The following is a 23,773-nucleotide window of genomic DNA, read 5'->3' as shown; positions in this document are numbered from 1 at the left end:
ACAAGGCGGGCGGCGCTTCGCGCATAACAAGGAATTCACATGGCTCTTCAACGCCAACGCATCGCCTCGGCCGTCTTCTCGGCTCTGGCGGCCTGGTCCGCTTCGGCTTCGGCCCAGACGGCTGACACCACCGCGACCCCTGCAACCGCTGCCCAACCGGCGCTGCAACCCATCGTCGTCACTGCCACCCCCTTCGCCTCTCAGGAGGATGTACAAGTCCTCACGCCCGCCAAGGTCATCGCCGGGGACGAACTGCGCAACAAGCTCGGCAACTCGCTGGGCGACACCCTTTCGGGTGAACTGGGCGTGTCCGCCAGCGCCTTCGGTGCCGGCGCTTCGCGTCCCATCATCCGCGGCATGGAAGGTCCGCGCGTGATGATCCTGCAGAACGGCATGGGCGTCTCCGACGTTTCCACCGTCTCCAACGACCATGCGGTCGCCACCGAAGCCGCTACTGCCCGCCAGATCGAAATCCTGCGCGGTCCGGCCGCGCTGCTGTATGGCTCGGGCGCCATCGGCGGCCTGGTCAACGTGGTCAATGACCGTATCCCCACCGAGCTGGTCGGCAAGCCCACCGGCACCGTCGAAGGCCGCTACGGTACCGTCGATGGCGAAAAGAACACGTCCTTCTCGCTGGATACCTCGGCCGGCCAGATCGGCCTGCACCTGGACGGCAACTACCGCGATACCGACAATTACAAGATCCCCGGCAACGCCCGCCAGGGGGACAGCAGCAGCGCATCGGGCCGCCTGCCCAATTCCTTCACCCACGAGACCAGCCTGGGTGGCGGCATTTCCTATGTGACCAACTGGGGTTACGTCGGCCTGTCGGTGGCGACTCTGGACGATCACTACGGGATCCCGACCGATGAAAAATCCTTCATCGACCTGCACCAGAACCGCTACGACCTCGATACCGTCGTCAATCGTCCCTTCGCCGGCATCGAGAAATTCCGCTTCCGCATGGGGTACACCGACTACACCCACATCGAGAAGGCGGAGGATGGCACGCCCAACACGGTCTTCTCCAACCGCGCCCTGCAGACCCGCTGGGAACTGACGCACGCACCGCTGGCCGGCTGGCACGGCACCTTCGGCGTGCAGACCGAGCAAAGCAACTACTCGGCCCTCACGCCCGATACCGGGGTCTCCGAGCTGACTCCGCCCACGCGTTCGACCTCCTTTGCCGGCTTCCTGGTGGAAGAGCGGCAGTTCGGCCAGGTGCTGGCCAGCGCCGGCCTGCGCGCCGAGAGCGTGAGCCGCCGACCGGACAGCGGCAGCAGCAGCGACAGCGTCCGGCCGGGACGCGATTTCAGCCTGATCTCCTGGTCCACCGGCGGTCTGTGGACCTTCCAGCCCGGCTACGGCCTGGGCCTGACCTATTCCTTCGCCCAGCGCGCGCCGACGGTGGAAGAGCTGTACTCCAAAGGCCCGCATGAATCGACCTCCACCTACGACATCGGCGACAACCAGCTGAAGAAGGAAACTTCACACAACATCGAGTTGAGCCTGCAGAAAACCGAAGGACTGGTGCGCTGGAAGGGCAATGTGTTCCGCAACAAGGTCAACAACTACATCTACGGCCGTACCAACGGCCAGGTGAACGCTGCCGGCGCGGCCGATCCCGATGGCGAATTCACCCAGCGCTTCTGGTCGCAGGGCGATGCCACCATCCGCGGCGTGGAAGCCGAGGTCACGTACAACTGGAACGGCGAAGGGGTTTCCGGCCGGGTCTTTGCCGATACCTCGCGCGGCACGCTCGACAATCTCGGCAACCTGCCCCTGCAGCCGTCCACCCGCTATGGCATCGAGCTGGGCTACAAGACCGGTCCCTGGGCCAGTGGCGTGAAGGTCTTGCGCGCGCAGAAGCAGGATCGCCTGGCGTCCTTCGAAACCTACGAAACCCCGTCCTACACCCAGCTGGACGCCAACCTGTCCTATACCCAGCGTCTCAACGGCGTGAAGCTGACCTGGTTCGCACTGGCCCGCAACCTGCTGAACCAGGACATCCGTTTGTCCACCTCGGTGCTGCGCGAAACGGTACCGCTGGGTGGCCGCAACTTCATCGTGGGGGTACGCACCGCCTTTTGACCGATATGAATGAAACGCCAGCTGCCCCGGGCAGCGGCGTCACCGGGTGCCGGCGGGAGACTGCGCCTCCCGCCAGCGCAGCTTGCCCGGCCGTCTCCGCAAGGAGGCTGCCGGGCTTTTTTTCGCCTGTCGTTTGCGTATGAAGGAATGGGGCAATTTCCTGGTGCCGGCGGGAAATTCGGAACAGTATCGTTCACATAATTGACGAGATGGGTGAAAGCCGCCGTGATCAGCGGATAGGCAGGCGGATGGTGTTCTTCACTTCTTCCATCACCGCATAGGTATGCGTCTCGCGCACGCCCTTCAACTGCAGCAGCGACTTGCCCAGGAATTCACGATAGGCGTTCATGTCCTTGACCCGCGACTTGACCAGGTAATCGAAGCCACCGGCCACCATGTGGCATTCCATGATCTCGGGGATGCTCTGCACGCTCTTCTTGAATTCGGCAAAGACATCCGGCGTGGTGCGGTCCAGCACCACTTCGATGAAGACCAGCAGGGAGACATCCAGCAATTCCGGATTCAACTGCGCCGCATAACCCAGGATATAGCCGGCTTCCTGCAGTTTGCGAACCCGCTCCAGGCAAGCGGCCGGCGACAGATTCACGCGAGCGGCGAGGTCGACGTTGCTGATGCGGCCGTCGTTTTGCAGCTCCGCCAGAATTTTCTTGCTGATCTTGTCGAGTCCGGCCATGGTTTCTGAACTTTATTCAGTTAAAAATATATAGAGAAAATTTTATTCCGATTATAAGGGGAATAAGCGCGCCTAATATCAAGGAAGAGTCAATAGAATCCTCCCTCATAAAAAACATAACGTAATGCGGGCATGAAGCGAAGTTCACCTCGTTTCTGCGCGGATCACAGCAGTATCTCGACAACAGATTTGACGAGTTTTGTTTGCCAGGTCCAGCCTGCGCGCGGCGGTGAAAACCGGCCTGACGCGGTCGGCCCGGCATCAACGGAATGCACCGCTCCAGCCCACGAGGCGGGGGATGGCGCAAATCCTGCTTTTCCGGCGTTTTCAATGCAATCACCCACCGCAGTCTGACTTTCTAGAAGAGAGGAAACACCCCATGTTCAAGCGCGTCTCCGGACTCAACATCATCGCCGCCTCGCTGGCGCTGATCCCTGCTTTCGCCATGGCGCAGGAAACCCAGGTCGTCAAGATCGGTTTCTCCAGCCCGTTGACCGGTCCCCAGGCATCGGCCGGCAAGGACAACCAGGGCGGCCTGATGATGGCCGTCGAGCGTCTGAATGCGCAACCCATCACCGTGGGCGGCAAGAAGATCAAGTTCGAAGTCCTGGCCGAAGATGACCAGGCCGACCCCAAGCAAGGCGTGGCGGTGGCACAGAAGCTGGCTGACCAGGGCATCAAGGCCATCGTCGGTCCCTACAACTCGGGCGTGACCATTCCTGCTTCGCGCGTCTACAATGATGCCGGCATCGTGGTGGCCACCGTGGCCTCCAACCCCAAGATCACCCAGCAAGGTTTTGCCACCCTGTTCCGCGTGGCTGCCAGCGACAGCCAGCTGGGCGGCAAGATGGCCCTGTATGCAGCCAAGGAACTGAAACTCAAGCGCGTGGCCGTCATCGATGACCGCACCGCCTACGGCCAGGGCCTGGCCGAGGAATTCGCCAAGGTCGCCAAGGCCAACGGCATCGAAGTCATCAGCAAGGACTTCACCAACGACAAGGCTACCGACTTCACCGCCATCCTGACCTCCATCAAGGGCAAGAAGCCCGACGCCGTGTTCCTGGGCGGCTACGCTCCCCAAGGCGGCCCGATCAAGCGCCAGATGAAGCAGCTGGGCATTGACGTACCCCTGATGGGCGGCGACGGCATCTGTTCGCCGGAAATGGGTCGCCTGGGTGGCGATGCCATCGGTGAAACCGTCTACTGCACCCAGGGCGGCACCATGCTGGACAAGGCCAAGGATGGCAAGGTCTTCGCTGACGACTACCAGAAGAAGTACAGCCGTCCTGCTGAAACCTATGCAGTTTCCTTCTACGATGGCATGATGCTGATCGCGCAAGCCATGAAGCAGGCCAACTCGGTCGATCCGAAAGCCTTCGGTCCGGCCATGGCCAAGATCAGCTACAAGGGCGTGGCCGGCCAGTACGACTTCGACGCCAACCACGACCTGAAGCAATCGCCCGTGACTGTCTATCGCTTCAAGGATGGTCTGCCGGTTCCCCTGACCAGCTACTGATCGGTCCTTTCCCGGCCTGATCCTGCCGCCCGCAGTCGCGGGTGGCGCGCCAGGCCCTGATCCCAGCTCCACATTGCAGTGTCCCGCTTCCCGCCGGTTCCGACCGGCCGGGAGCGGCTTGCCGTACCCGCTTGCAGGGCCCATGTCCGGTCCGCAGAGTTACCCTCTGCCCAGGCGGACCCGCAGCATACCCGGAAGGAAGACCATGCTCAGCTATACCCGTACCGTCCAGACCATCGATGCCCACACCGGCGGCGAACCGCTGCGCATCGTGGTCTCGGGCCTGCCCAAGATCCCGGCCGGCACCATCCTGGAACAGCGCGCCTGGCTGCGCGAACATCGCGACGACCTGCGCCGCTTCCTGATGAACGAGCCGCGCGGCCATGCCGACATGTATGGGGCCTATCTGCTGCCCCCGGTCACGGCCGGTGCCGACTTCGGCGTCATCTTCATTCACAACGAAGGCTACAGCGACATGTGCGGCCACGGCATCATCGCGCTCGGCAAGGTGCTGGTCGAGATGGGCTACGTCGAACGTACGCAGCCGCAGACCCGCATCTGCTTCGATGCTCCGGCCGGCTTCATCGAAGCCTTCGTCGAGTGGGATGGCGTGCGCGCCGGCAAGGTCAGCTTCAACAACGTGCCCGCCTTCATTTATCGCCGCGACGTCGAAGTCGAGACGTCCGGGTTTGGCAAGATCACCGGTGACATCGTCTTCGGTGGTGCCTTCTACTACTACATCAACGCGGCGCAGGCCGGCCTCACCGTCAAGCCTGAACTGGTGCGCCAGCTGATCCAGCTGGGTGCCGAGACCAAGGCCGCCGTCATGGCCAAGGTCGCCATCGCGCATCCGCTGGAGCCGGGCCTCAATACGCTGTACGGCACCATCATCGACAGCGAACCCAATTTCCCCGGCGCGGACCAGTCCAACGTCTGCATCTTCGCCGACCGCGAAGTGGACCGCTCGCCCACCGGCACCGGTACCTCGGGCCGCGCCGCCCAGCTGTTCCTGCGCGGACAATTGGCGCTGAACCAGCACTACGTCAACGGCAGCATCGTCGGCAGCAACTTCGGCGTGCGCGTGACTGCTGCGACCAAGGTGGGCGACTTCGATGGCGCGCTCACCGAAGTGAGCGGCCATGCCCACATCATGAGTACCAACCAGTGGGTGCTGGAAGAGTCCGATCCCTTCCCGACCGGTTTCTTCCTGCGCTGACTTCCCCACAGGATTCCCATGCACATCCTCGATTCCCTCCAGACCGCGCAGGCACTGCCGTATTCCGCACTGGTCGATGCCCTCGCACGCGCCGCGCAGGAACTGGCCAGCGGTACGATTCGCGCCCCGGAACGCCAGGTCGTTCCCATTGATGCCAACAGCGTCTTGCTGGGCATGCCGGCCATTGCCGAGGATCTCTCGGTGACCAAGCTCATCACCGTGCATGGCGACAATGCGCGCCATCAGCTGCCGGCGATCCAGGGTGAGGTGATTGCCTTCGAAACCGATACCGGACGACGCCTGGCCTTGATGGACGGCCCGACCGTCACGGCGCGCCGCACCGCAGCCATGAGTCTGCTGGGCATTCGCACGCTGTTGCCGCGCACGCCGCAATCGGCGCTGTTGATCGGTACCGGCGCGCAGGCGGCGGCGCATGCCGATGCACTGGCGGAGGTGTTTGGTGTGCGTCAGTTCTGGGTGGCCGCGCGTGACCTCGCGCGTACCCAGGCTTTCTGCCAGGCCATCAGCGAACGCCATCCGCAAGTCGTGGCCAGTCCGCTCCCGGCACAGATGTTGCAACAGGATTTGCCGCGCACTGATGTGGTGATTGCCTTGACTACGTCGCGCGTGGCCGTGATTCCCGAACAGATCGCGGCCGATACGCTGGCCATCGGCGTCGGTGCCTTCAAGCCGGACATGGTGGAGTTCCCGGCCAGCCTGCTGCATGCACGCCGCATCGTGGTCGATGACCTGGCCGGCGCGCATCACGAAGCAGGCGACCTGATCCAGGCCAAGGTGGACTGGGCGGGGGTGGTCGGCATCGGCGATGTGCTGGCCGGCAAGACGGCGGTGAACACGCTCGACAGCGCGGGGGCGCTGCCGGTGTTCAAGACCGTGGGCCAGGCCGCGTGGGACCTGGCGGCAGCGCGCGTGATGCGCACCACACTGGGGATATGAAAATTGCGCGTGCATGCGCGCTTAATTTGATAAATAATTTACGCTTTTTTCGCGAACGCCCGTGCGTTTGCGGTTTCCTTGCAGTTTCCTGACGTTTCACAACAATCATCCTCCTGAAGGAGACACCGTTTCATGGACATTTTCATCCAGCAGATCATCAACGGATTGGTGCTAGGCAGCATGTACGCACTGATCGCCCTGGGCTACACCATGGTGTACGGGGTGCTGAACCTGATCAACTTTGCCCACGGCGACATCCTGATGGTAGGGGCCATGGTCGGCCTGTCGATCCTCAAATTGGTGCAGCAGGTTGCCCCTGACCTGCCGAGCATCGTCAAGCTGATCATTGCCATCGTCGGTGCCATTCCGGTGTGCGTGATCGTCAGCCTGCTGATCGAGCGCATCGCGTATCGTCCGCTGCGCAACGCGCCGCGCCTGGCACCGCTGATCACCGCCATCGGCGTATCGATCCTGCTGCAGACCTTCGCCATGATGATCTGGGGCCGCAGCCCGCTGCCGTTCCCGCAGATCATGCCCTCGACCCCGGTCAACATCGCCGGTGCCCTGATCTCGCCGACCCAGATCATGCTGCTGATCCTGGCCCTGGCCGCGATGATCGGCCTGGTGCTGATCGTGGAGAAGACCAAGATGGGCCGCGCCATGCGCGCCACTGCCGAGAACCCGCGCATCGCCGGTTTGATGGGCGTGGATGCCAACCGCGTCATCATCGTCACCTTCGCCATCGGCGCGGCACTGGCCGCGATTGCCGGCGTGATGTGGGCTGCCAACTATTCCACCGCACAATTCGCCATGGGCTTCGTGCCGGGCCTGAAGGCCTTCTCGGCGGCCGTGCTGGGTGGTATCGGCAACATCTACGGCGCCATGCTGGGCGGCATCCTGCTGGGCCTGATCGAGAGTCTGGGTGCCGGTTACATCGGCGACCTGACCGGCAACTTCCTGGGCAGCAATTATCAGGACATCTTCGCCTTCATCGTGCTGATCATCGTGTTGACCTTGCGTCCGTCCGGGATCATGGGTGAGCGTGTGGCGGATCGGGCCTGAGTTTTTAAGATTTAAAACCTTAAAAACTTAAAAACAGAAACTTAGAAACTTAAGAAATCGGAAGAGAACACTATGGCTCTCATGACCTTCGACATGAAGCGCAACCCCCAGCAGGCGCGGTTCAGCCTGCTGGCGCTGTTGGCGCTGATGATCATCTTCCCCATGATCGCCCAGCATTTCGGCAATTCGTGGGTGCGCATCATGGATATGGCGCTGCTCTACATCATGCTGGCCCTGGGCCTGAACGTGGTGGTGGGTTTTGCCGGCCTGCTGGACCTGGGCTACATCGCCTTCTATGCCATCGGTGCGTACACCGCCGGCCTGCTGGCCTCGCCCCAGTTCGCCGCCGTGATCGAGTCCTTCATCAATACCTATCCGGCCATCGGCAATTTCCTGGTCTGGCTGTGCGGTCCGCAGATCGTGCAGAACGGCATCCACCTCTCGCTCTGGCTGATCGTGCCGATCTCGGGCGTGCTGGCGGCGCTCTTCGGTGCGCTGCTGGGTGCGCCGACCCTGAAGCTGCGCGGTGACTACCTGGCCATCGTGACGCTGGGCTTCGGCGAAATCATCCGCATCTTCATGAACAACCTGAACGCGCCGGTGAACATCACCAATGGTCCGCAGGGCATCAACCTGATCGACCCGATCCGCGTGTTCGGTGTCTCGCTGGCCGGTGAACCGGGTTCGGGTTCGATGCTGAAGATCTTCGGCATGAACCTGCCCTCGGTGAACGCGTACTACTACCTGTTCCTGGTGCTGTGCATCTTCGTGATCTTCTTCTCGAGCCGTCTGCAGGATTCGCGCCTGGGCCGTGCCTGGGTGGCGATCCGTGAAGATGAAATCGCCGCCAAGGCGATGGGCATCAACACCCGCAACGTCAAGCTGCTGGCCTTCGCCATGGGCGCGTCCTTCGGTGGCGTGGCCGGTGCCATGTTCGGTGCCTTCCAGGGCTTCGTCTCGCCGGAATCCTTCTCCCTGACCGAATCCATCGCCGTGCTGGCCATGGTGGTGCTGGGCGGCATCGGCCACATTCCGGGCGTGGTGCTGGGTGGCGTGATCCTGGCCGCGCTGCCGGAAGTGCTGCGCCACGTGGTGGAGCCGCTGCAGATGGCCATCTTCGGCAAGGTGTGGATCGATGCCGAAGTGCTGCGCCAGCTGCTCTACGGCCTGGCCATGGTGATCATCATGCTGACCCGTCCGGCTGGCCTGTGGCCCTCGCCGCGCCATGAAGACCGTCCCGAAGTGGACCACACCCAAGTCGGTACCACCGGCGAAGTCAAAGCTTAATCTGGAGCACAGAACATGACACAAACACTGCTCAAGATCCGTGACGTCAGCAAGCGTTTCGGCGGCCTGCAAGCCTTGAATGGCGTGGGCATCACCATCGAGCGCGGCCAGATCTATGGCCTGATCGGCCCCAACGGCGCCGGCAAGACCACGTTCTTCAACGTCATCACGGGCCTGTACCAACCCGATACCGGCAGCTTCGAACTGGACGGCAAGCCTTATTCGCCGAGCGCCCCGCACGAGGTGGCCAAGGCCGGTATCGCGCGTACCTTCCAGAACATTCGTCTCTTCGGTGAAATGACCGTGCTGGAAAACGTGATGGTCGGTTGCCACGTGCGCACCAAGCAAAATGTCTTCGGTGCCGTGTTCCGCCACAAGGCCGCGCGTGACGAAGAAGCGGCGATCCGCGCCAAGTCGCAGCAGCTGCTGGACTTCGTGGGCATCGGCCAGTTCGCCAAGCGCACGGCGCGCCACCTGTCGTATGGCGACCAGCGCCGTCTGGAAATCGCCCGCGCCCTGGCGACCGATCCGCAACTGCTGGCGCTGGACGAACCGGCGGCCGGCATGAACGCGACCGAGAAACTGGCCTTGCGCGAGCTGCTGGTGAAGATCCAGGCCGAAGGTAAAACCATCCTGCTGATCGAACACGACGTGAAGCTGATGATGGGCCTGTGCAACCGCATCACGGTGCTGGACTACGGCAAGCCGATTGCCGAAGGCGTGCCGGCTGACGTGCAGAAGAACCCGGCGGTGATCGAGGCCTACCTCGGTGCAGGACATTAAGCGAGACCACAGAACATGACAACGAACATTCTCAAAGTCGACCAACTGAGCGTGGCCTATGGCGGCATCAAGGCCGTCAAGGGCATCAGCCTGGAAGTCAACGACGGTGAACTGGTCACCCTGATCGGCGCCAATGGCGCCGGCAAGACCACCACCCTCAAAGCCATCACCGGCACGCTGCCCAGCAGCAAGGTCGACGGCCACGTGTATTACATGGGCAATCCGTTGAAGGGCAAGAAGTCCTTCGAGCTGGTCAAGGACAAGCTGGCGATGGTGCCGGAAGGCCGTGGCGTCTTCACGCGCATGAGCATCCAGGAAAACCTGTTGATGGGTGCCTACACCAGCAATGACAAGGGCCAGATCCAGGCCGACGTCGACCGCTGGTTCGAGGTCTTCCCGCGCCTGAAGGAACGTGCGGCGCAGATGGCGGGCACTTTGTCGGGCGGTGAACAGCAGATGCTGGCGATGGCGCGCGCGCTGATGAGCCATCCCAAGCTGCTGTTGCTGGATGAGCCCTCGATGGGTCTGTCGCCGATCATGGTGGAGAAGATTTTTGAAGTGATCCGCAATGTGTCGGCACAGGGGATCACCATCCTGCTGGTGGAGCAGAACGCCAAGCTGGCGCTGCAGGCGGCGCATCGCGGGTACGTGATGGAGTCGGGCCTGATCACCATGGAAGGGCAGGCGCAGCAGATGCTGGATGATCCGCGGGTGAAGGCGGCTTATCTGGGTGAGGGATAAATCGATTCGTCAATTCGTAAATGATATAAATCATTTGTAATGGATCGAAGAAAAAGCGCAGCCGAGGCTGCGCTTTTTTTCGTATAAATCTGGTGCTTCGTTTGGATGGGATCACGTATATACATTGATGAGCGATCGCTATCGGCCAAACTCAATACTCTTGAGTGCTCGCATGAAGTCCCGATAATGCAGTTCGTTCGGCTCCCTGGGATTACGGTCCCGCGCAAGGCAGGTGGCGAACTCCAGGCTGTTTTTCTGATTGCCGATCAGGGCGATGAAACATCGTTGTGGCCGTTTCGGTGCCGCATCGCCCATCTCCTTTCTGGTCGGCTCCGTGCGCCGCGTCCAGAGATAGCCGGTCCAGTCCTTGCCGCGAAGTTTCTCCCGCTTGATCTCATCTGGCCGGGTTCCCCATAGAAAATCCACACCGTACTCGTTGAGCTGTATCGCATCGTCCCCCTGATCCAAGTCGCCAGTCCGCGCAGGGACGGCGATCCAGTCCGAGATGCCTGAAGCGAGGTAGTCCTGCGTCGATTGTCCCGAGAGAAAACCCTCCGTGAAGGCCAAGAGGCCAGGTCCCGGAAAGTCCTGCGGATAATGGCCTATCTGCAGCACCTTGGCGCCAGGGTAGCGGGGAAGGTCCGCACAGGTGATGAAGGCAGCACTGCGGGGGAGTTGCATGTCGATCAGACAGGTCCGACGAACATCATCGCGAACTTCACGTGCGAAGGCTTCGCGGTTTCCCGCCATGCTGGTGGTTGCCAGCGAGGCCGTGATCAAGAGCGAGCAAAAGATCAGACACATGTTCAACGATATTCTCCTGCATGGAAGAACGTTTTTCCCGTGCGGACCAAAGTCATTTTCTCGACAATTCCGGAGAAGGATCTTAGGGCTTCGTTGTGTATGAATTGTTGAAGAAAGTATTCAATGCCTGGAATTACGTATCCGCGTTCGTCGAGACCCCTCGCGCATCCAGCCGAACTGAATGACGCAGAAAAATGGATTTGCGAATCGCAATCTTCCAGTAGCTCCAATGGAAAATTTTCACGTTGCTTTGACTTGAAAGGAGTCGCCCAACTGGAGTCCGGCATAAGGAAACTAAGGAAGATCGCCATGAAAAATGCACTTGGACTCATTTATTCAACTGCCTTTGGAAAGGGAAAGATCTAAGGTGTCGAAAGTAATGCTGTAGATCATCTTCATGAAGTCATCCGCATCAAACTCAGCAGGGTCGGTTTTTTTTCCATTTCGGAAGATGCAGACGTCGGAAAAATGCAAGACCGTTGTTTCATTTCCCAAGATCGCTGTAAAACAAATGGTTGATTCAGAGAGACCCGGACAACCATCGTCCATCTGTTTCCTCTTGATTCTGCGGACAGGTTGCCATACATATCCACGCCAGCCATTCGCCTCGATTACCTTGATCGCGATGTCGTGCTTTGACTTGGCACAAAGCCTGGCTATGTGTTTCTCAGTCAGATCTGGCAGCGGGGAGGAGCTAGCGTTCGTCCTCGAACCGATGGGAAGAACATCTCCCGAGGCACCATTGCGCAGGTACTCATCCAGGGAATCATTTGACACGATGGCCTCGATGTAGCGCCCAAAACCATTATGGACAAACTGATTCCTGAAATAGGTTACGGTGACCAACGCGTCTTCCTCTTCACGGAGATCTCCGGAGCAAGCTATCGAATAGGCGGCTTCGGGAATCACCATGTTCAGCCTGCAGCGTTTTTCGCCGGATGTGGATAGCGTGCGTGGCGGACGATCCTCGGTTTGAGAGAGCGCAACTGTTGGAAAGCCGGCGGCCACGAAGGTGGCGATACAGGCAATGGTTGGCCAAATAGTCATTCGGGCGGCCTCTGAATCCAATTGGGTATTGTGGAAGGGATTTTTGCAACTCCCAATATCAAAAGCAGATCAGCCAACGCGGCTTGGCGAGCTGGGAAACGGGTCGTCTCGCCGTCGCCAGCGTAATCTTGCGTGGCGCCGCCCAGGTCACACCGGCATTGGCACTGACCACCTGTAACTGATCACCCGACTGCACATCGATGTCGCGCTGCGCTCTTTTTCTTGGTGACGACGTGCATCGCATGCATGAATCCTTTGATGGTGCCATTGGCAATGGCTAATGGCCAAACTCGATGCTCTTCAATGAGCGCATGAAGTCCCGATAATGCAGTTCGTTCGGCGCTCGGGGATTACGGTCTCGGGCAAGGCAGGTGGCGAACTCCAGGCTGTTTTTCTGATTGCCGATCAGAGCGATGAAACATCGTTGTGGCCGTTTCGGTGCCGCATCGCCCATCTCCTTTCTGGTCGGCTCCGTGCGCCGCGTCCAGAGATAGCCGGTCCAGTCCTTGCCGCGGATCTTCTCCCGCTTGATTTCATCTTGTTGGGTGGCCCAGAGAAAATCCACACCGTACTCGTTGAGCTGTATCGCATCATCTTCCTGATCCAGCTGGGCAGTACGAGCAGGGACGGCGATCCAGTCGGAGATGCCCGAAGCGAGGTAGTCCCGCGTGGATTGTCCGGAGAGAAATCCTTCCGTATTCGCCAGCAGCCCGGGGCCGGGAAAGTCTTCTGGATAATGGCCCATCTGAAGTACCTTGGCACCAGGATAGTGTGCAAGCGCAGTGCATGTGATGATGGGTGAGCTGCTCGGTGGACGCATCGAAAAATGGCAGGTTTCCTTGATCCTGCGTTGCTTGAACTTGAAAAGAGTAGCTGCGTTAGCGGCGGCCGCATGGACGTGACAGCTTGACGCGAGACACAGCATCAGGAGCGAAATCAGTATCTTCACCGATGAGGATTTTTGGAGGGATCCGGGAGACAGGTTTGGTTCTGTGTTCATGGAAGGGGAAAGTCTCATTGACTATCGAAAGTGATGCTGTAGATCATCTTCATGAAGTCGCCCACATCGAACTCTGCTGGGTCGGTTTTTTTTCCATTACGCGGCAAGCAGATGAGATCCGAGTACAGCGTCACGGTCGTATTCCCGATGATCAGGAGAAAGCATTCCTTGTCGATTGCATCGTAGGGACAATCCCGTACAAGGTCGCTCTTTTTCAGTCTGGATGATCTGCGCCAAAGGTAGCCTCGCCAGTTGTTGGCCGCGATCTTTTCTACCTGAACCTGTCTCATGCTCTTTACGCACAGGTCCTTCACTAATTGTTCGGTGAGATACAGTTCGTCGCCAGGGATTGATTCGCCGGTATCGTCATTTCTCTTGAGTTTTCCTTTTGCGCCGGATCCAACGAGCTTTTCTAAAGAATGATTGGTGATTCCCAAAGTAATCTGGCGAGCAAAGTCGTTATGCTCAAACTGATTCACGAAGTAGCTGATGCTCATCGCCCGGTAGGCATCGGTCAATTGCCGATCCCCACTGCAATTAACCCCGTCAATCGTATCGGCCAGAGTGAGTGCGAACCCGCAGCGATTCTGCATTTCCACATCCAGATAGATAGTTTCCTGGTAGATCGCTGCTGTGTCAGCGGAGAACGATATTGCTGCAAGCAGGGAGATTTTCGAGGCCGTTATAATCCAGCTCATTCTTTGTCCCTTCGCTGGGCTTGGATCTTCGTATTTTTCGTTTTTTTATAGTCTCCGAGTAGCTGCTCAAGATATGACAAATAGGCGAACCGTATTGCTAAATGCGTGTTGCCACCGTTCACAGCCTTTGTCACAAGCACACAACTCTCTTTTGAGAAGCCATTGTCCGTATGACGATTGATGTTGATCTTGATGTAGGACTTTGATACCCAATACTTCAACGCCGAATCAATCGTGTTATACGAGACGACAGCAATCAAGTCATTATGTTTTTCAGTCGTAAAGTCTATGCCGCGGTACTGCCCGTACTCGCTGTAGTTGGCTCGACCTGTTAGTTGAATCAACCCGCGCCCTTTAAATCGGTTTCCGTCGCCTAGTTGTGTATTGCCTAATTCCTTCGCCTTTTCTTTTACGACTTCGGGTCGATGCTTTTTATAGGCTTCGAGTTCGTACAGCGTCTTGGTTCCTTTGATATACACGAAGTGCAGCTTCCAAGCGGTACTGGATTTGTTGAGATAGTCTTGCTCGCATTCCTCTGGGGTAATGACTTCGTACATCGTTCTAAAATATCGCTCATTTCCTTTCTCGATGGCGGAAAAGAACAAATCTGACTCTTGCAGAACGTGACTAAAAAAATATGATGTACGTGTCGGTGACGCTGCTAGCAGATACTTTCGGGAAAGTAGATTCCAGTTTTTGTGGATATCTGCAGGCATCGTTCCCTTGTCCTTGATGGTGCCAGCAGTAAGCCTGGTCAGTGCTTCGTCCCAAGCCAGACCATAAGTAATATTGTCGACTTTTATCGCTCGTGGAATTATTTGCACCATTTCATCAAGGCACATCCATCCATTTCTTCTAAAGCTAAGTAAAAACTCACGCGGATTGAACCGCCACTTCGCCATCAATACCTCTTTGTGATCGATGCAAAGCGCCCTCGCATGTTTTTTGAATTGCTCAAATCCCTCGGCATTCAATCGCACCGGCACACCATTCTCACTGCGTGTCAGCCATGACCATCGCGCCTCCAGCCTGGCCGCATCCCACTCACTTTCCACCCTGCAGATCAAGCGCGAAAGCCGCTGACGTGCAGTCTGGTCATCCAGTGCCTTCAAGGCTTCCTGTTCCGTCACCTTGCCGTCGCCATCCAGATCCAGCCAGCGGGAGACGGCGTTGGCTGCGCATCGGCTATCCACGGATCGGGAATGCTCTTCTTCCCTGACGAGTTGCCAGTGCTGCCAGGGAGGGAAGTCGGCATCGCTGTATTTACGGATTCCCGCGCCATTCAGATTGACCCAGCCTTTTCCCGTTGGTAGCGCAATCTCCCGCCAGTGCGGTACATCGGACGGTACCAGCGGATCAGGCCCCACGATCCTGCCGAAGCGCAGCAGTTCGTAAACTGCGCTGGGCGCCGGACGCTTGCCTTCGGGATAGGCCAGGCTGATCTTGTTGGCACTGGCGTAGAGGAGATATTCCGCTTCCGGCAAGCGGAGGGATTGCCCTATCCGTTCCCCATCCGCACGATAGGTCGTGATGAGCAGGTCGCCACGCTGTGCGGGCGCGCCGTCGCCTTCGGCATAACGCAGTCCGACGATCAACACCTCCTTGCTCAACTGCAGCGTTTCAGTGTCCGGCGGACTCTGATTGCGCTTTGGTTCTTTGGAATAGAGCCGTGTGCCCGCCGGTATCAGAAAATACATCTCACCGAAGAGCACATCGGTGCGTCCATCGCGGCTCAGGTCCAGCTTGTTGTCGCTGCGTCCGATCAATTTTCCAAGGTTGACGTCATCGCAAGCGATCTCGAAGTGGATCAGTTTGCGTGAGCTGTCATGGCACTGGCCGGCCATCCCCAGCAGATCCTTGCGGTAGACTTTTTTGCCTGCCTTCATGCCAGGTTCCACTTGGCTCAGATGCATGTAGAGAGAATAGAAGACGATCTGGGTGGCCGCCGCACCCTCACCGATGTCGGTGTCATGGCGAATTACGACGCAACCATCATCGGTCCATCCCAGATAGTTCAGGGCATGTTCACGATTGTCGTTCTTTGGCGTGGCGCTACGACTGAAGATGACCGTGCCATCGGAAATGGCATGGACCCATTCCGTGCCCTTGGCGTGAGCTGGAGCCTGCACATGCAGGCCGCCATGCCAGTTGAGATCACGGCTGACAGGAAACAAGCCCTCGCCAGCCGGTGAGTCGGGCAAGAGCGTGTTCAGCCATGCTGCATCAGAGAGATTGCCAGGGCGGGGAGGCAGGAAGGGAGGGCTCAGCAGCATGGTGTCTCACTTTGAAAACGGTGACCGGTTGTTTTCCTGAAGAGGGGCTTTGGGTAGAAGAGGGAGTTCGAACTTCATGCGTGCGGCCCCCTCCAGCAGCTTTTGCCCCGCATGCACCGTCAGCGTCCCGGGACAGAGAACCGTAATATTCCCCCCATCAATGACGATGCTGGCCCCACCCGCCGTGGCCAGCATGATCTTGCGCGCCGCCGCCCAGGTCACGCCGGCATTGGCACTGACCACCTGCAACTGGTCACGCGCCTGCACGGTCAAGCTCCCCGCCTGCGCCTGCACATCGATGTCGCGCTGTGCGGCAATCATCTGCAAGCCGATGCCCTTCTCACCTGCAGCCGTAGCCCCGGCCAGCATACCGATGGCCTGCTGCGTACGCACCCGCAAATGCTGCCCGCTGACGTGCTGCGCATCCTGGCCGGCAATGAGGCTCACGCTCCCGCCGTTGGCCATCTGCAGATGCTGGCCCGCCACCACGCCCAGCCCTTCCTTCGCAGCGACCTGAATCAGCGGCGTGCTGCTGGCAGGCAGGTCCTCCTGGGCGATCTCGGCTTGCACGGCGATGGCCTTTTTGAGCGCATCAAGCCCTTCGGCCGTGCCTACGGTGCGATGCGTGCGCGCCGCTTCACCGAAGGTCTTGTTGAGCTGCGCCGCCTGCCGCACCATGGCCCGCTGCCCCATGTTGTCCCCCGCCGGGTCGCGACGGCTTGCGTGATGTTCCACCCGGTAGCTGGAGAACAGGAGGCCGCGTCCCGCACGCATCACGCCGTAGGCATCGGTGCGCAATTCCACGCCCGTGCCACGGAAGCTGCCACGATAATTGTCGGCACTGTGAATCATGTGCCCGAGATTGAGCTCGCTACCCGCCTGCGTGGTCTTGAGCTGGATGCGGCCACGGCGGTCGCTGTCGTCGAAGAGCAGCTGGTTGTACCCCCAGCCACCGAACTCCTTGGAGCGGATGCCCCATTGCGCGGCAGGATTGCGGTGCCCATCCAGATCCGCACTGGCGCCATGCCAGGTCGGCGCATGGCCGCCCGCCAGATTGCCCTGGCCGCTGGCCGCCGTATCGCTGGCCGATTGGAATACTTGGGTTTTTGCAGAAAACTTCACTTCGCCACCGGGCGTCGGCGGCTCACCCCCCTCCCCACGGCCGTTGTAGAGGGCCGCAAGCACAATCGGCCGCTCCAGGTCGTTATCGAGGAACTGCACCAGAACCTCCTGCCCGATGCGCGGCAGGAATTGCATCCCCATGCCCGGCCCGGCGCAGCGTTGGCCTACGCGCACCCAGCAGGTGGCCGCCGCATCCTCATGCCGTCCTTGCCAGTGGAAACGGATACGGATCCGTCCCAGGCGGTCGCAGCAGATTTCGTCGGGGCCATTGGCTTCGGTCTCGCCCCGATAGCCGACCACGATGGCACTCTGGCTGCCCTGCGCCATGGCATGAGGACGACGCGTCAGCCCCGTGCCATCGCCCAGGACAGGCCGCCAGACAATATCGGCGCGAATCGCTTCGAAGAGCTTGGCATGGCCCATGCGGCGTGCGAGATCGATCAGGCTGCGGTCCGGTGCCTGTATCTCGCCCACCGTGGCGACCTTGAGGCAGGCATGGAGGGCGTCTTCCAGCAAGATCGGCAGAGGACCGAACAACTCGGCCAGCGCCGCTTGCGTATCGGCGGGCAGGTTGTTGACGCCCACGCTGAGCACCGCCAGCACGGCGTATTCCTGCTCCTTGCCCGCCAGCGGCCCTTGTCTCAGGGTAAAGCGCGCTCCGGCCCGCAAGCTGCGCACCGTGCTGCGTCCAAGCCAGCGCTTGTTGCTGGCCTCGGCGGCTTCCATCATCAGGCGCGCATGGCGGTCGGCGGCGTCCTTGTCGTCGGTCACCGGGCCTGCGCTGTCATAGCTTTCCAGCCTGGGCGCATCGCGCCCGCCGAAGTCGTGATGCGTGGGGATGCTGGCGGTGATGGCTTGTTTGTTCCGGTAGTCATACGACAGCAGCGTGCAGCTGGCCGCCTGCAGGCTGCGACAGGCCGCCAGGGCCTGGATGCCATCCTGCTGATCCAGCTCCCTGGCACCCTGGAAGCGGATGCCATCATGGGCCGCGCTGGTGGGATCTTCCGGAAAGGCGCTGCGCGCCGTGCTGTCGGCAAAGATCACCAGGCGATGGCCTTGCGGACTGGGCGCATGTTCTTCGATGCGCCACGACAGTCCTTCTCCGGCCAGCAGACGGCTGATGAAATCGAGATGCGTCTGCCGGTACTGCACGGTGTAGCTGCGTGGCGGCACCCGAGCCAGATACGCCAGCGCATCAGCCGACCAGTGCCAGTCCGCGTGTTGCGGGAATTCGCGGAAGACGTCTTCGACCACTTCGATCAGGGTCTTGTCCTGCCAGACCCGGCTGGTGCTGGCCTGCGACAGCAGCCAAGGCCAGGGCGCCATGCGCAGCCGATAGCGGCCGAAGCCGCCGTCGCCACCCAGCTTGGCCACTTCAAGGATCAGGCCGGTCGAGCGGCACATGCCACCCTCCGCAAGCCGGCTGCTCAGCGTGGCCAGGCTGCCCAGCAGGGACCGGGCTGCCACCTCCGCATCCAGGCTCAGCACGATCAGCTCGGTGGCGCCGACCGCATGCAGGGACTCTACGGCCGCCCATGCTTCGACCAGGAAGCGGTCCTCGGGCTGGCCGGCGATCTCCAGACGATAGAGGCGCGTTGCCGCTGAGAAGGGGAGCAGACGAGAGAGCAACTGACTGGCGTGATCCATGACAAGCCCCAGAACAATGACGGGCCGTCATTCTTGTTCGGCAACTTCGTACTTCCAGAAAATCCAAGAAAATCTCAGGCAAAGCTCGAAAGGCACCGAAAAATGTTTCGAATAAATTGGGAATTGCCTCGCCAGGAGGGCAATGGCCCGGGCTCAGGCCAGCTCGGACCGTTCATCGCCCCGGAAGCCGCGACAGTACTGCGAAAGGCGCCATGGCGGCATCGATGTGGAAAATTAAAAATCGAATAAATGAAATAGTCCGAATTAAATATTGGCCGGAAGCATGAAATACAGAATTAATATTGGCATCAAGCACATAGAATCCGGTTGCCCATTTCCATCCCATTTCGACTCCAGACCATGACCACCGTCGCCTCCGCCGCCCCTGCGGCCTCCGCTTCCAGCCTGCCCTTTGGCACATTCCAGGCCGAGTTGCTGCCGGCCCCCAGTCCGCTGCGTGCGGCCATCACTGCCGCCTATCGTCGCGACGAGCGTGAGGCCGTGCAATGGCTGCTGCAGCAGGTGCAGGGCCAGCAGCCCTGGAAGGACGCCACCCAGCAACTGGCCAAAAAGCTGGTGCAGCAGGTGCGCGAGAAGCGCACCCGGTCCTCCGGCGTGGATGCGCTGATGCACGAATTCTCGCTGTCCTCCGAAGAAGGCGTGGCGCTGATGTGCCTGGCCGAAGCGCTGCTGCGCATCCCCGACCGCCAGACCGCGGACCGCCTCATCGCCGACAAGATCAGCAAGGGCGACTGGCGCAAGCACCTGGGCGAGTCGCCGTCGCTGTTCGTCAATGCCGCCACCTGGGGCTTGCTCATCACCGGCAAGCTGGTCTCCACCAGCAGCGAAAGCGGCCTCACGCAAGCCATCACGCGCTTGATCGGCAAGGGCGGCGAGCCGCTCATCCGCAAGGGCGTGGACCTGGCCATGCGCATGCTGGGCAACCAGTTCGTGACCGGCCAGACCATCGAAGAAGCGCTGGACAACAGCCGCGACAACGAAAAGCGCGGCTATCGCTATTCCTACGACATGCTGGGCGAAGCCGCCCTGACCATGCACGACGCCGATGCCTACTACCAGTCCTACGAGACCGCCATCCACGCCATCGGCCGCGCCTCCAACGGCCGCGGCATCAAGGATGGCCCGGGTATCTCGGTCAAGCTCTCGGCCCTGCATCCGCGCTATTCGCGCGCCCAGCATGCACGCGTGATGGGTGAACTGCTGCCGCGCCTGAAGCAGTTGCTGCTGCTGGCCAAGCAATACAACATTGGCCTGAACATCGACGCCGAAGAAGCCGACCGCCTCGAACTGTCGCTGGACATGATGGAAGAACTGGTGGCCGACCCCGACCTGGCCGGCTTCGACGGCCTGGGCTTCGTGGTGCAGGGCTACCAGAAGCGCTGCCCCTTCGTCATCGACTACCTGGTCGACCTGGCCCGCCGCAATGGCCGCCGCCTGATGATCCGCCTGGTCAAGGGCGCCTACTGGGACAGCGAAATCAAGCGCGCCCAGGTCGATGGCCTGGAAGGCTATCCGGTCTATACCCGCAAGGTGCATACCGACCTGTCCTACCTCACCTGCGCGCAAAAGCTGCTGGCCGCCACCGACGTCATCTATCCGCAATTCGCCACGCACAATGCCCACACGCTGGCGGCGATCTATCACTGGGCCAAGCAGCACCAGGTCGACAACTACGAATTCCAGTGCCTGCACGGCATGGGCGAGACCCTGTACGACCAGGTCGTCGGTGCCGAGAACCTGGGCAAGGCCTGCCGCATCTATGCCCCGGTCGGTTCGCACCAGACCCTGCTGGCCTACCTGGTGCGCCGCCTGCTGGAAAACGGTGCCAACTCCTCCTTCGTCAACCAGATCGTCGACGAGGCCGTGCCGCTGGACCGTCTGGTGGCCGATCCCATCGAGACTGTGCGCGCCCAAGGCGGCGTGCCGCATCCGGCCATCGCCTTGCCGCAGCAGCTGTATGGTCAGGAGCGCAAGAATTCTTCGGGTATCGATCTCTCCAATGAATCGCGCCTGCAGCAACTGGGTGAACTGTTCGTCTCCATGGCCCAGCGCCAATGGCAGGCCGCACCGCTGATCGCGGGCGAATTGGCTGCACAACCCGCACAGGCGGTGCGCAATCCGGCCGACCATCGTGAAATCGTGGGCCAGGTCAGCGAAGCCACCGTGGCCGATGTCGATATGGCGCTGACCGCCGCCACTGCTTACGCGCCGCAATGGCAATCGACCCCAGCCGCCGAGCGCGCCGCCATGCTCGAACGCGCGGCCGACCTGCTGGAAGAACATATCGCCGAACTGATGGCACTGGCCGTGCGCGAAGCCGGCAAGTCGCTGCCCAATGCGATTGCGGAGGTGCGTGAGGCGGTCGACTTCCTGCGTTACTACGCCATCGCTTCGCGTCACGACGGCAACGTGCTGGCCTGGGGCCCGGTGGTGTGCATCAGCCCGTGGAATTTCCCGCTGGCGATCTTCATCGGCGAGGTCAGCGCTGCGCTGGCCGCCGGCAACGTGGTGCTGGCCAAGCCGGCCGAGCAGACCACGCTGATCGCCCATCGCGCCGTGCAACTGCTGCACGAGGCCGGCGTGCCGCGCGCCGCCCTGCAATTGTTGCCGGGCCGGGGCGAGACCGTGGGTGCGGCATTGACCTCGGATGTGCGCGTCAAGGGCGTGATCTTCACCGGTTCCACCGAAGTGGCGCAGCTCATCAACCGCACCCTGGCCCAGCGCAAGCACGATGATGGCGACGGCAGCGGCGAACATGGCGATGTCCCGCTGATCGCCGAGACCGGCGGCCAGAATGCGCTCATCGTCGATTCCTCGGCGCTGGCCGAACAAGTCGTGCAGGACGTGCTGTCCTCCGCCTTCGACAGTGCCGGCCAGCGTTGTTCGGCTCTGCGTATCCTGTGCCTGCAGGAAGACATCGCCGACCGTACTCTGGAAATGCTCAAGGGCGCCATGGCCGAACTGCGCGTGGGCCGTCCGGACCGCCTTTCCACCGACATCGGCCCGGTCATCGATGCCGAGGCGCAGCAGAACCTGCTGGCCCACATCGAGCGCATGCGCAAGAGCGCGCGCGCCGTGCACCAGCTGCCGCTGGGCGAGGATTGCCGGCACGGCACCTTCGTGGCGCCGACCGTGATCGAGATCGACGACCTGGCGCAACTGCAGCGCGAAGTCTTCGGCCCCGTACTGCACGTGCTGCGCTATCGCCGCGATGCGCTGCCGCAGCTGATCGATGCCATCAATGCCACCGGCTATGGGCTGACCCTGGGCGTGCATTCGCGTATCGACGAGACCATCGATTTCGTGGCCCAGCGTGCGCACGTGGGCAACATCTACGTCAACCGCAACATCGTGGGCGCGGTGGTGGGGGTGCAGCCTTTCGGTGGCGAAGGCAAGTCCGGCACCGGTCCCAAGGCCGGTGGTCCGCTCTACCTCAAGCGCCTGCAGCGCCATGCGCAACTGCACGAGGAACTGACCCGCGCGCAACCGGCGCAAGTGCCCAATACCTTGCTGGACAGCCTGCTGGACTGGGCCCGCACCCATGGCCACGAGCGCCTGGCCGCCAGTGGCGAGCGCTATCACCGTGACAGCCTGCTGCAGCGCAGCCTGCTGCTGCCCGGCCCCACCGGCGAGCGCAATACCCTGGGCTTCGCCCCGCGTGGCCTGGTGCTGTGCGTGGCCGCCAGCGTCGGCACGCTCTTGAATCAACTGGCGGCGGCCTTTGCGACCGGCAATACGGTGGTGGTCGATGAGACCACTGCGGCGCTGTTGCCGGCCGGCCTGCCCGCGCCGGTGCGTGCGGCCATCCGCCGTGCCAGCCAGCTGGAGGCCGAAGCGCTGCAGGCCGCCCTGGTGGACAGCCACCAGGCTGCCGCATGGCGCGTGCGCCTGGCCGAGCGCGAAGGTGCGCTGGTGCCGTTGATCCTGTGCAGCGAAGACGGTGCCATTCCCCTGTGGCGCTTGCTGGCTGAGCGCGCGCTGTGCGTCAACACCACGGCCGCCGGCGGCAATGCCAGCCTGATGACGATTTCGGTGTAATCGCTCCCGCTGCCTCAGACGGGCACCCCGGCCTTGTGGTCAGGGTGCCCGTTTTTCTTGCGGGCGTACAATATTGCCCTCGATGGCGGCCCACCCGATGGCATGACTTGCAATCCGGCCGGCCAGCCCCATCTCGACAGGAATGCGGAACCGGTACGTCCCTCCGCTGCTCCCCGGCACATATTGAACAGAGGCAAGCATGGAACAATTTCACGGCACCACCATCCTTTCCGTCCGTCGCGGCAACCAGGTCGCGCTCGGCGGTGACGGCCAGGTGACGCTTGGCAACATCGTCATGAAGGGCAGTGCGCGCAAGGTGCGCAAGCTCTATCACGGCAAGGTCCTGGTCGGTTTCGCCGGCGGCACGGCTGACGCTTTCACCCTGCTCGACTTGTTCGAAGCCAAGCTGGAAAAGCACCAGGGCAACCTGATGCGCGCCTCGGTCGAGCTGGCCAAGGACTGGCGCACCGATCGCATGCTGCGCCGCCTGGAAGCCATGCTGCTGTGCGCGGACCGCGACACCACCCTGGTCATCACCGGCAATGGCGATGTGCTCGAACCCAATGACGGTATCGGCGCCATCGGTTCCGGCGGCAGCTATGCCCAATCGGCCGCCAAGGCCTTGTATGAGAATACCGAGCTGACCCCGGCCGAGATCGTCAAGAAGTCGCTGACCATCGCCGGCGAGCTGTGCATCTACACCAACCTGAACCACATCATCGAGACGCTGGACTAAGCCGCGCAGCGCGCGTTTCCTGCCTGTTTCTCCGATGAAT

17 protein-coding genes are annotated in these 23,773 nt (G+C 61.0%); 10 read left to right on the top strand and 7 right to left on the bottom strand.

Going from position 1 to position 23,773, the window contains the following annotated elements; all coding sequences use genetic code 11:
- Window positions 1-39 precede the first annotated feature (39 nt).
- Complete coding sequence (locus ACWHXP_RS19560) at window positions 40-2,091, top strand: TonB-dependent receptor (RefSeq protein ID WP_489624371.1); 2,052 nt, start codon at window positions 40-42, stop codon at window positions 2,089-2,091.
- A gap of 229 nt (window positions 2,092-2,320) precedes the next feature.
- On the opposite strand, the gene ACWHXP_RS19555 is transcribed toward ACWHXP_RS19560, so the two are convergent.
- The gene (locus ACWHXP_RS19555; protein WP_008334229.1) at window positions 2,321-2,785 is read right to left on the bottom strand and encodes an Lrp/AsnC ligand binding domain-containing protein; all 465 of its coding nucleotides are present in this window, start codon (window positions 2,783-2,785) and stop codon (window positions 2,321-2,323) included.
- Between the two features lie 379 nt (window positions 2,786-3,164).
- On the opposite strand from ACWHXP_RS19555, the gene ACWHXP_RS19550 reads away from it, so the two are divergent.
- The 7 genes from ACWHXP_RS19550 to ACWHXP_RS19520 all read left to right on the top strand — a co-directional run bounded on the left by ACWHXP_RS19550 (window position 3,165) and on the right by ACWHXP_RS19520 (window position 10,347).
- Window positions 3,165-4,301, top strand: coding sequence for a branched-chain amino acid ABC transporter substrate-binding protein (locus ACWHXP_RS19550; protein WP_489624372.1), 1,137 nt, complete (start codon window positions 3,165-3,167; stop codon window positions 4,299-4,301).
- Window positions 4,302-4,506: 205 nt separating this feature from the next.
- Window positions 4,507-5,517 carry a trans-3-hydroxy-L-proline dehydratase gene (gene lhpH / locus ACWHXP_RS19545; RefSeq protein WP_209580336.1) on the top strand — a complete coding sequence of 337 codons (1,011 nt, stop codon included), beginning with the start codon at window positions 4,507-4,509 and terminating at the stop codon, window positions 5,515-5,517.
- 18 nt (window positions 5,518-5,535) lie between these two features.
- Window positions 5,536-6,474: a delta(1)-pyrroline-2-carboxylate reductase family protein gene (locus ACWHXP_RS19540; RefSeq protein ID WP_489635245.1), complete on the top strand. Its 939-nt coding sequence runs from the start codon at window positions 5,536-5,538 to the stop codon at window positions 6,472-6,474.
- Window positions 6,475-6,606: 132 nt separating this feature from the next.
- Window positions 6,607-7,536: a branched-chain amino acid ABC transporter permease gene (locus ACWHXP_RS19535; protein ID WP_489635246.1), complete on the top strand. Its 930-nt coding sequence runs from the start codon at window positions 6,607-6,609 to the stop codon at window positions 7,534-7,536.
- Between the two features lie 72 nt (window positions 7,537-7,608).
- Window positions 7,609-8,823 carry an ABC transporter permease subunit gene (locus ACWHXP_RS19530; RefSeq protein WP_402704373.1) on the top strand — a complete coding sequence of 405 codons (1,215 nt, stop codon included), beginning with the start codon at window positions 7,609-7,611 and terminating at the stop codon, window positions 8,821-8,823.
- Window positions 8,824-8,838: 15 nt separating this feature from the next.
- Window positions 8,839-9,606: an ABC transporter ATP-binding protein gene (locus ACWHXP_RS19525; RefSeq protein WP_034338203.1), complete on the top strand. Its 768-nt coding sequence runs from the start codon at window positions 8,839-8,841 to the stop codon at window positions 9,604-9,606.
- Between the two features lie 15 nt (window positions 9,607-9,621).
- Window positions 9,622-10,347 carry an ABC transporter ATP-binding protein gene (locus tag ACWHXP_RS19520; RefSeq protein WP_034331852.1) on the top strand — a complete coding sequence of 242 codons (726 nt, stop codon included), beginning with the start codon at window positions 9,622-9,624 and terminating at the stop codon, window positions 10,345-10,347.
- A 138-nt stretch (window positions 10,348-10,485) separates the two neighbouring features.
- Here ACWHXP_RS19520 and ACWHXP_RS19515 read toward each other — a convergent pair whose 3' ends face one another.
- The 6 genes from ACWHXP_RS19515 to ACWHXP_RS19490 form a co-directional block, all read right to left on the bottom strand.
- Entirely contained in the window at window positions 10,486-11,151 is a 666-nt protein-coding gene (locus tag ACWHXP_RS19515; protein ID WP_489635247.1) for a hypothetical protein, read from the bottom strand.
- A 336-nt stretch (window positions 11,152-11,487) separates the two neighbouring features.
- Window positions 11,488-12,198, bottom strand: coding sequence for a hypothetical protein (locus tag ACWHXP_RS19510; protein WP_489635248.1), 711 nt, complete (start codon window positions 12,196-12,198; stop codon window positions 11,488-11,490).
- A gap of 277 nt (window positions 12,199-12,475) precedes the next feature.
- Complete coding sequence (locus ACWHXP_RS19505; RefSeq protein WP_489635249.1) at window positions 12,476-13,198, bottom strand: hypothetical protein; 723 nt, start codon at window positions 13,196-13,198, stop codon at window positions 12,476-12,478.
- A 14-nt stretch (window positions 13,199-13,212) separates the two neighbouring features.
- Window positions 13,213-13,896, bottom strand: a complete 684-nt coding sequence (locus ACWHXP_RS19500; RefSeq protein WP_151201172.1) for a hypothetical protein — start codon at window positions 13,894-13,896, stop codon at window positions 13,213-13,215.
- On the bottom strand, window positions 13,893-16,169 hold the full coding sequence (locus tag ACWHXP_RS19495; RefSeq protein ID WP_489635250.1) for a hypothetical protein: 2,277 nt from the start codon (window positions 16,167-16,169) through the stop codon (window positions 13,893-13,895). Before ACWHXP_RS19495 ends, ACWHXP_RS19500 begins: the two co-directional genes overlap by 4 nt.
- A 6-nt stretch (window positions 16,170-16,175) precedes the next feature.
- A complete protein-coding gene (locus tag ACWHXP_RS19490; RefSeq protein WP_489635251.1) occupies window positions 16,176-18,938 on the bottom strand; it encodes a type VI secretion system Vgr family protein in 2,763 nt (920 codons plus the stop codon).
- A gap of 360 nt (window positions 18,939-19,298) precedes the next feature.
- On the opposite strand from ACWHXP_RS19490, the gene putA reads away from it, so the two are divergent.
- Complete coding sequence (putA, locus tag ACWHXP_RS19485; protein WP_489635252.1) at window positions 19,299-22,997, top strand: trifunctional transcriptional regulator/proline dehydrogenase/L-glutamate gamma-semialdehyde dehydrogenase; 3,699 nt, start codon at window positions 19,299-19,301, stop codon at window positions 22,995-22,997.
- A gap of 199 nt (window positions 22,998-23,196) precedes the next feature.
- On the top strand, window positions 23,197-23,733 hold the full coding sequence (gene hslV / locus ACWHXP_RS19480) for an ATP-dependent protease subunit HslV (protein WP_006464149.1): 537 nt from the start codon (window positions 23,197-23,199) through the stop codon (window positions 23,731-23,733).
- The last annotated feature ends 40 nt before the right edge of the window (window positions 23,734-23,773 follow it).

Source organism: Herbaspirillum sp. Her2 (genome assembly GCF_057961375.1).
Note: the sequence above shows the minus strand (reverse complement) of the source record. Positions and strands in the feature narration are given on the sequence as shown.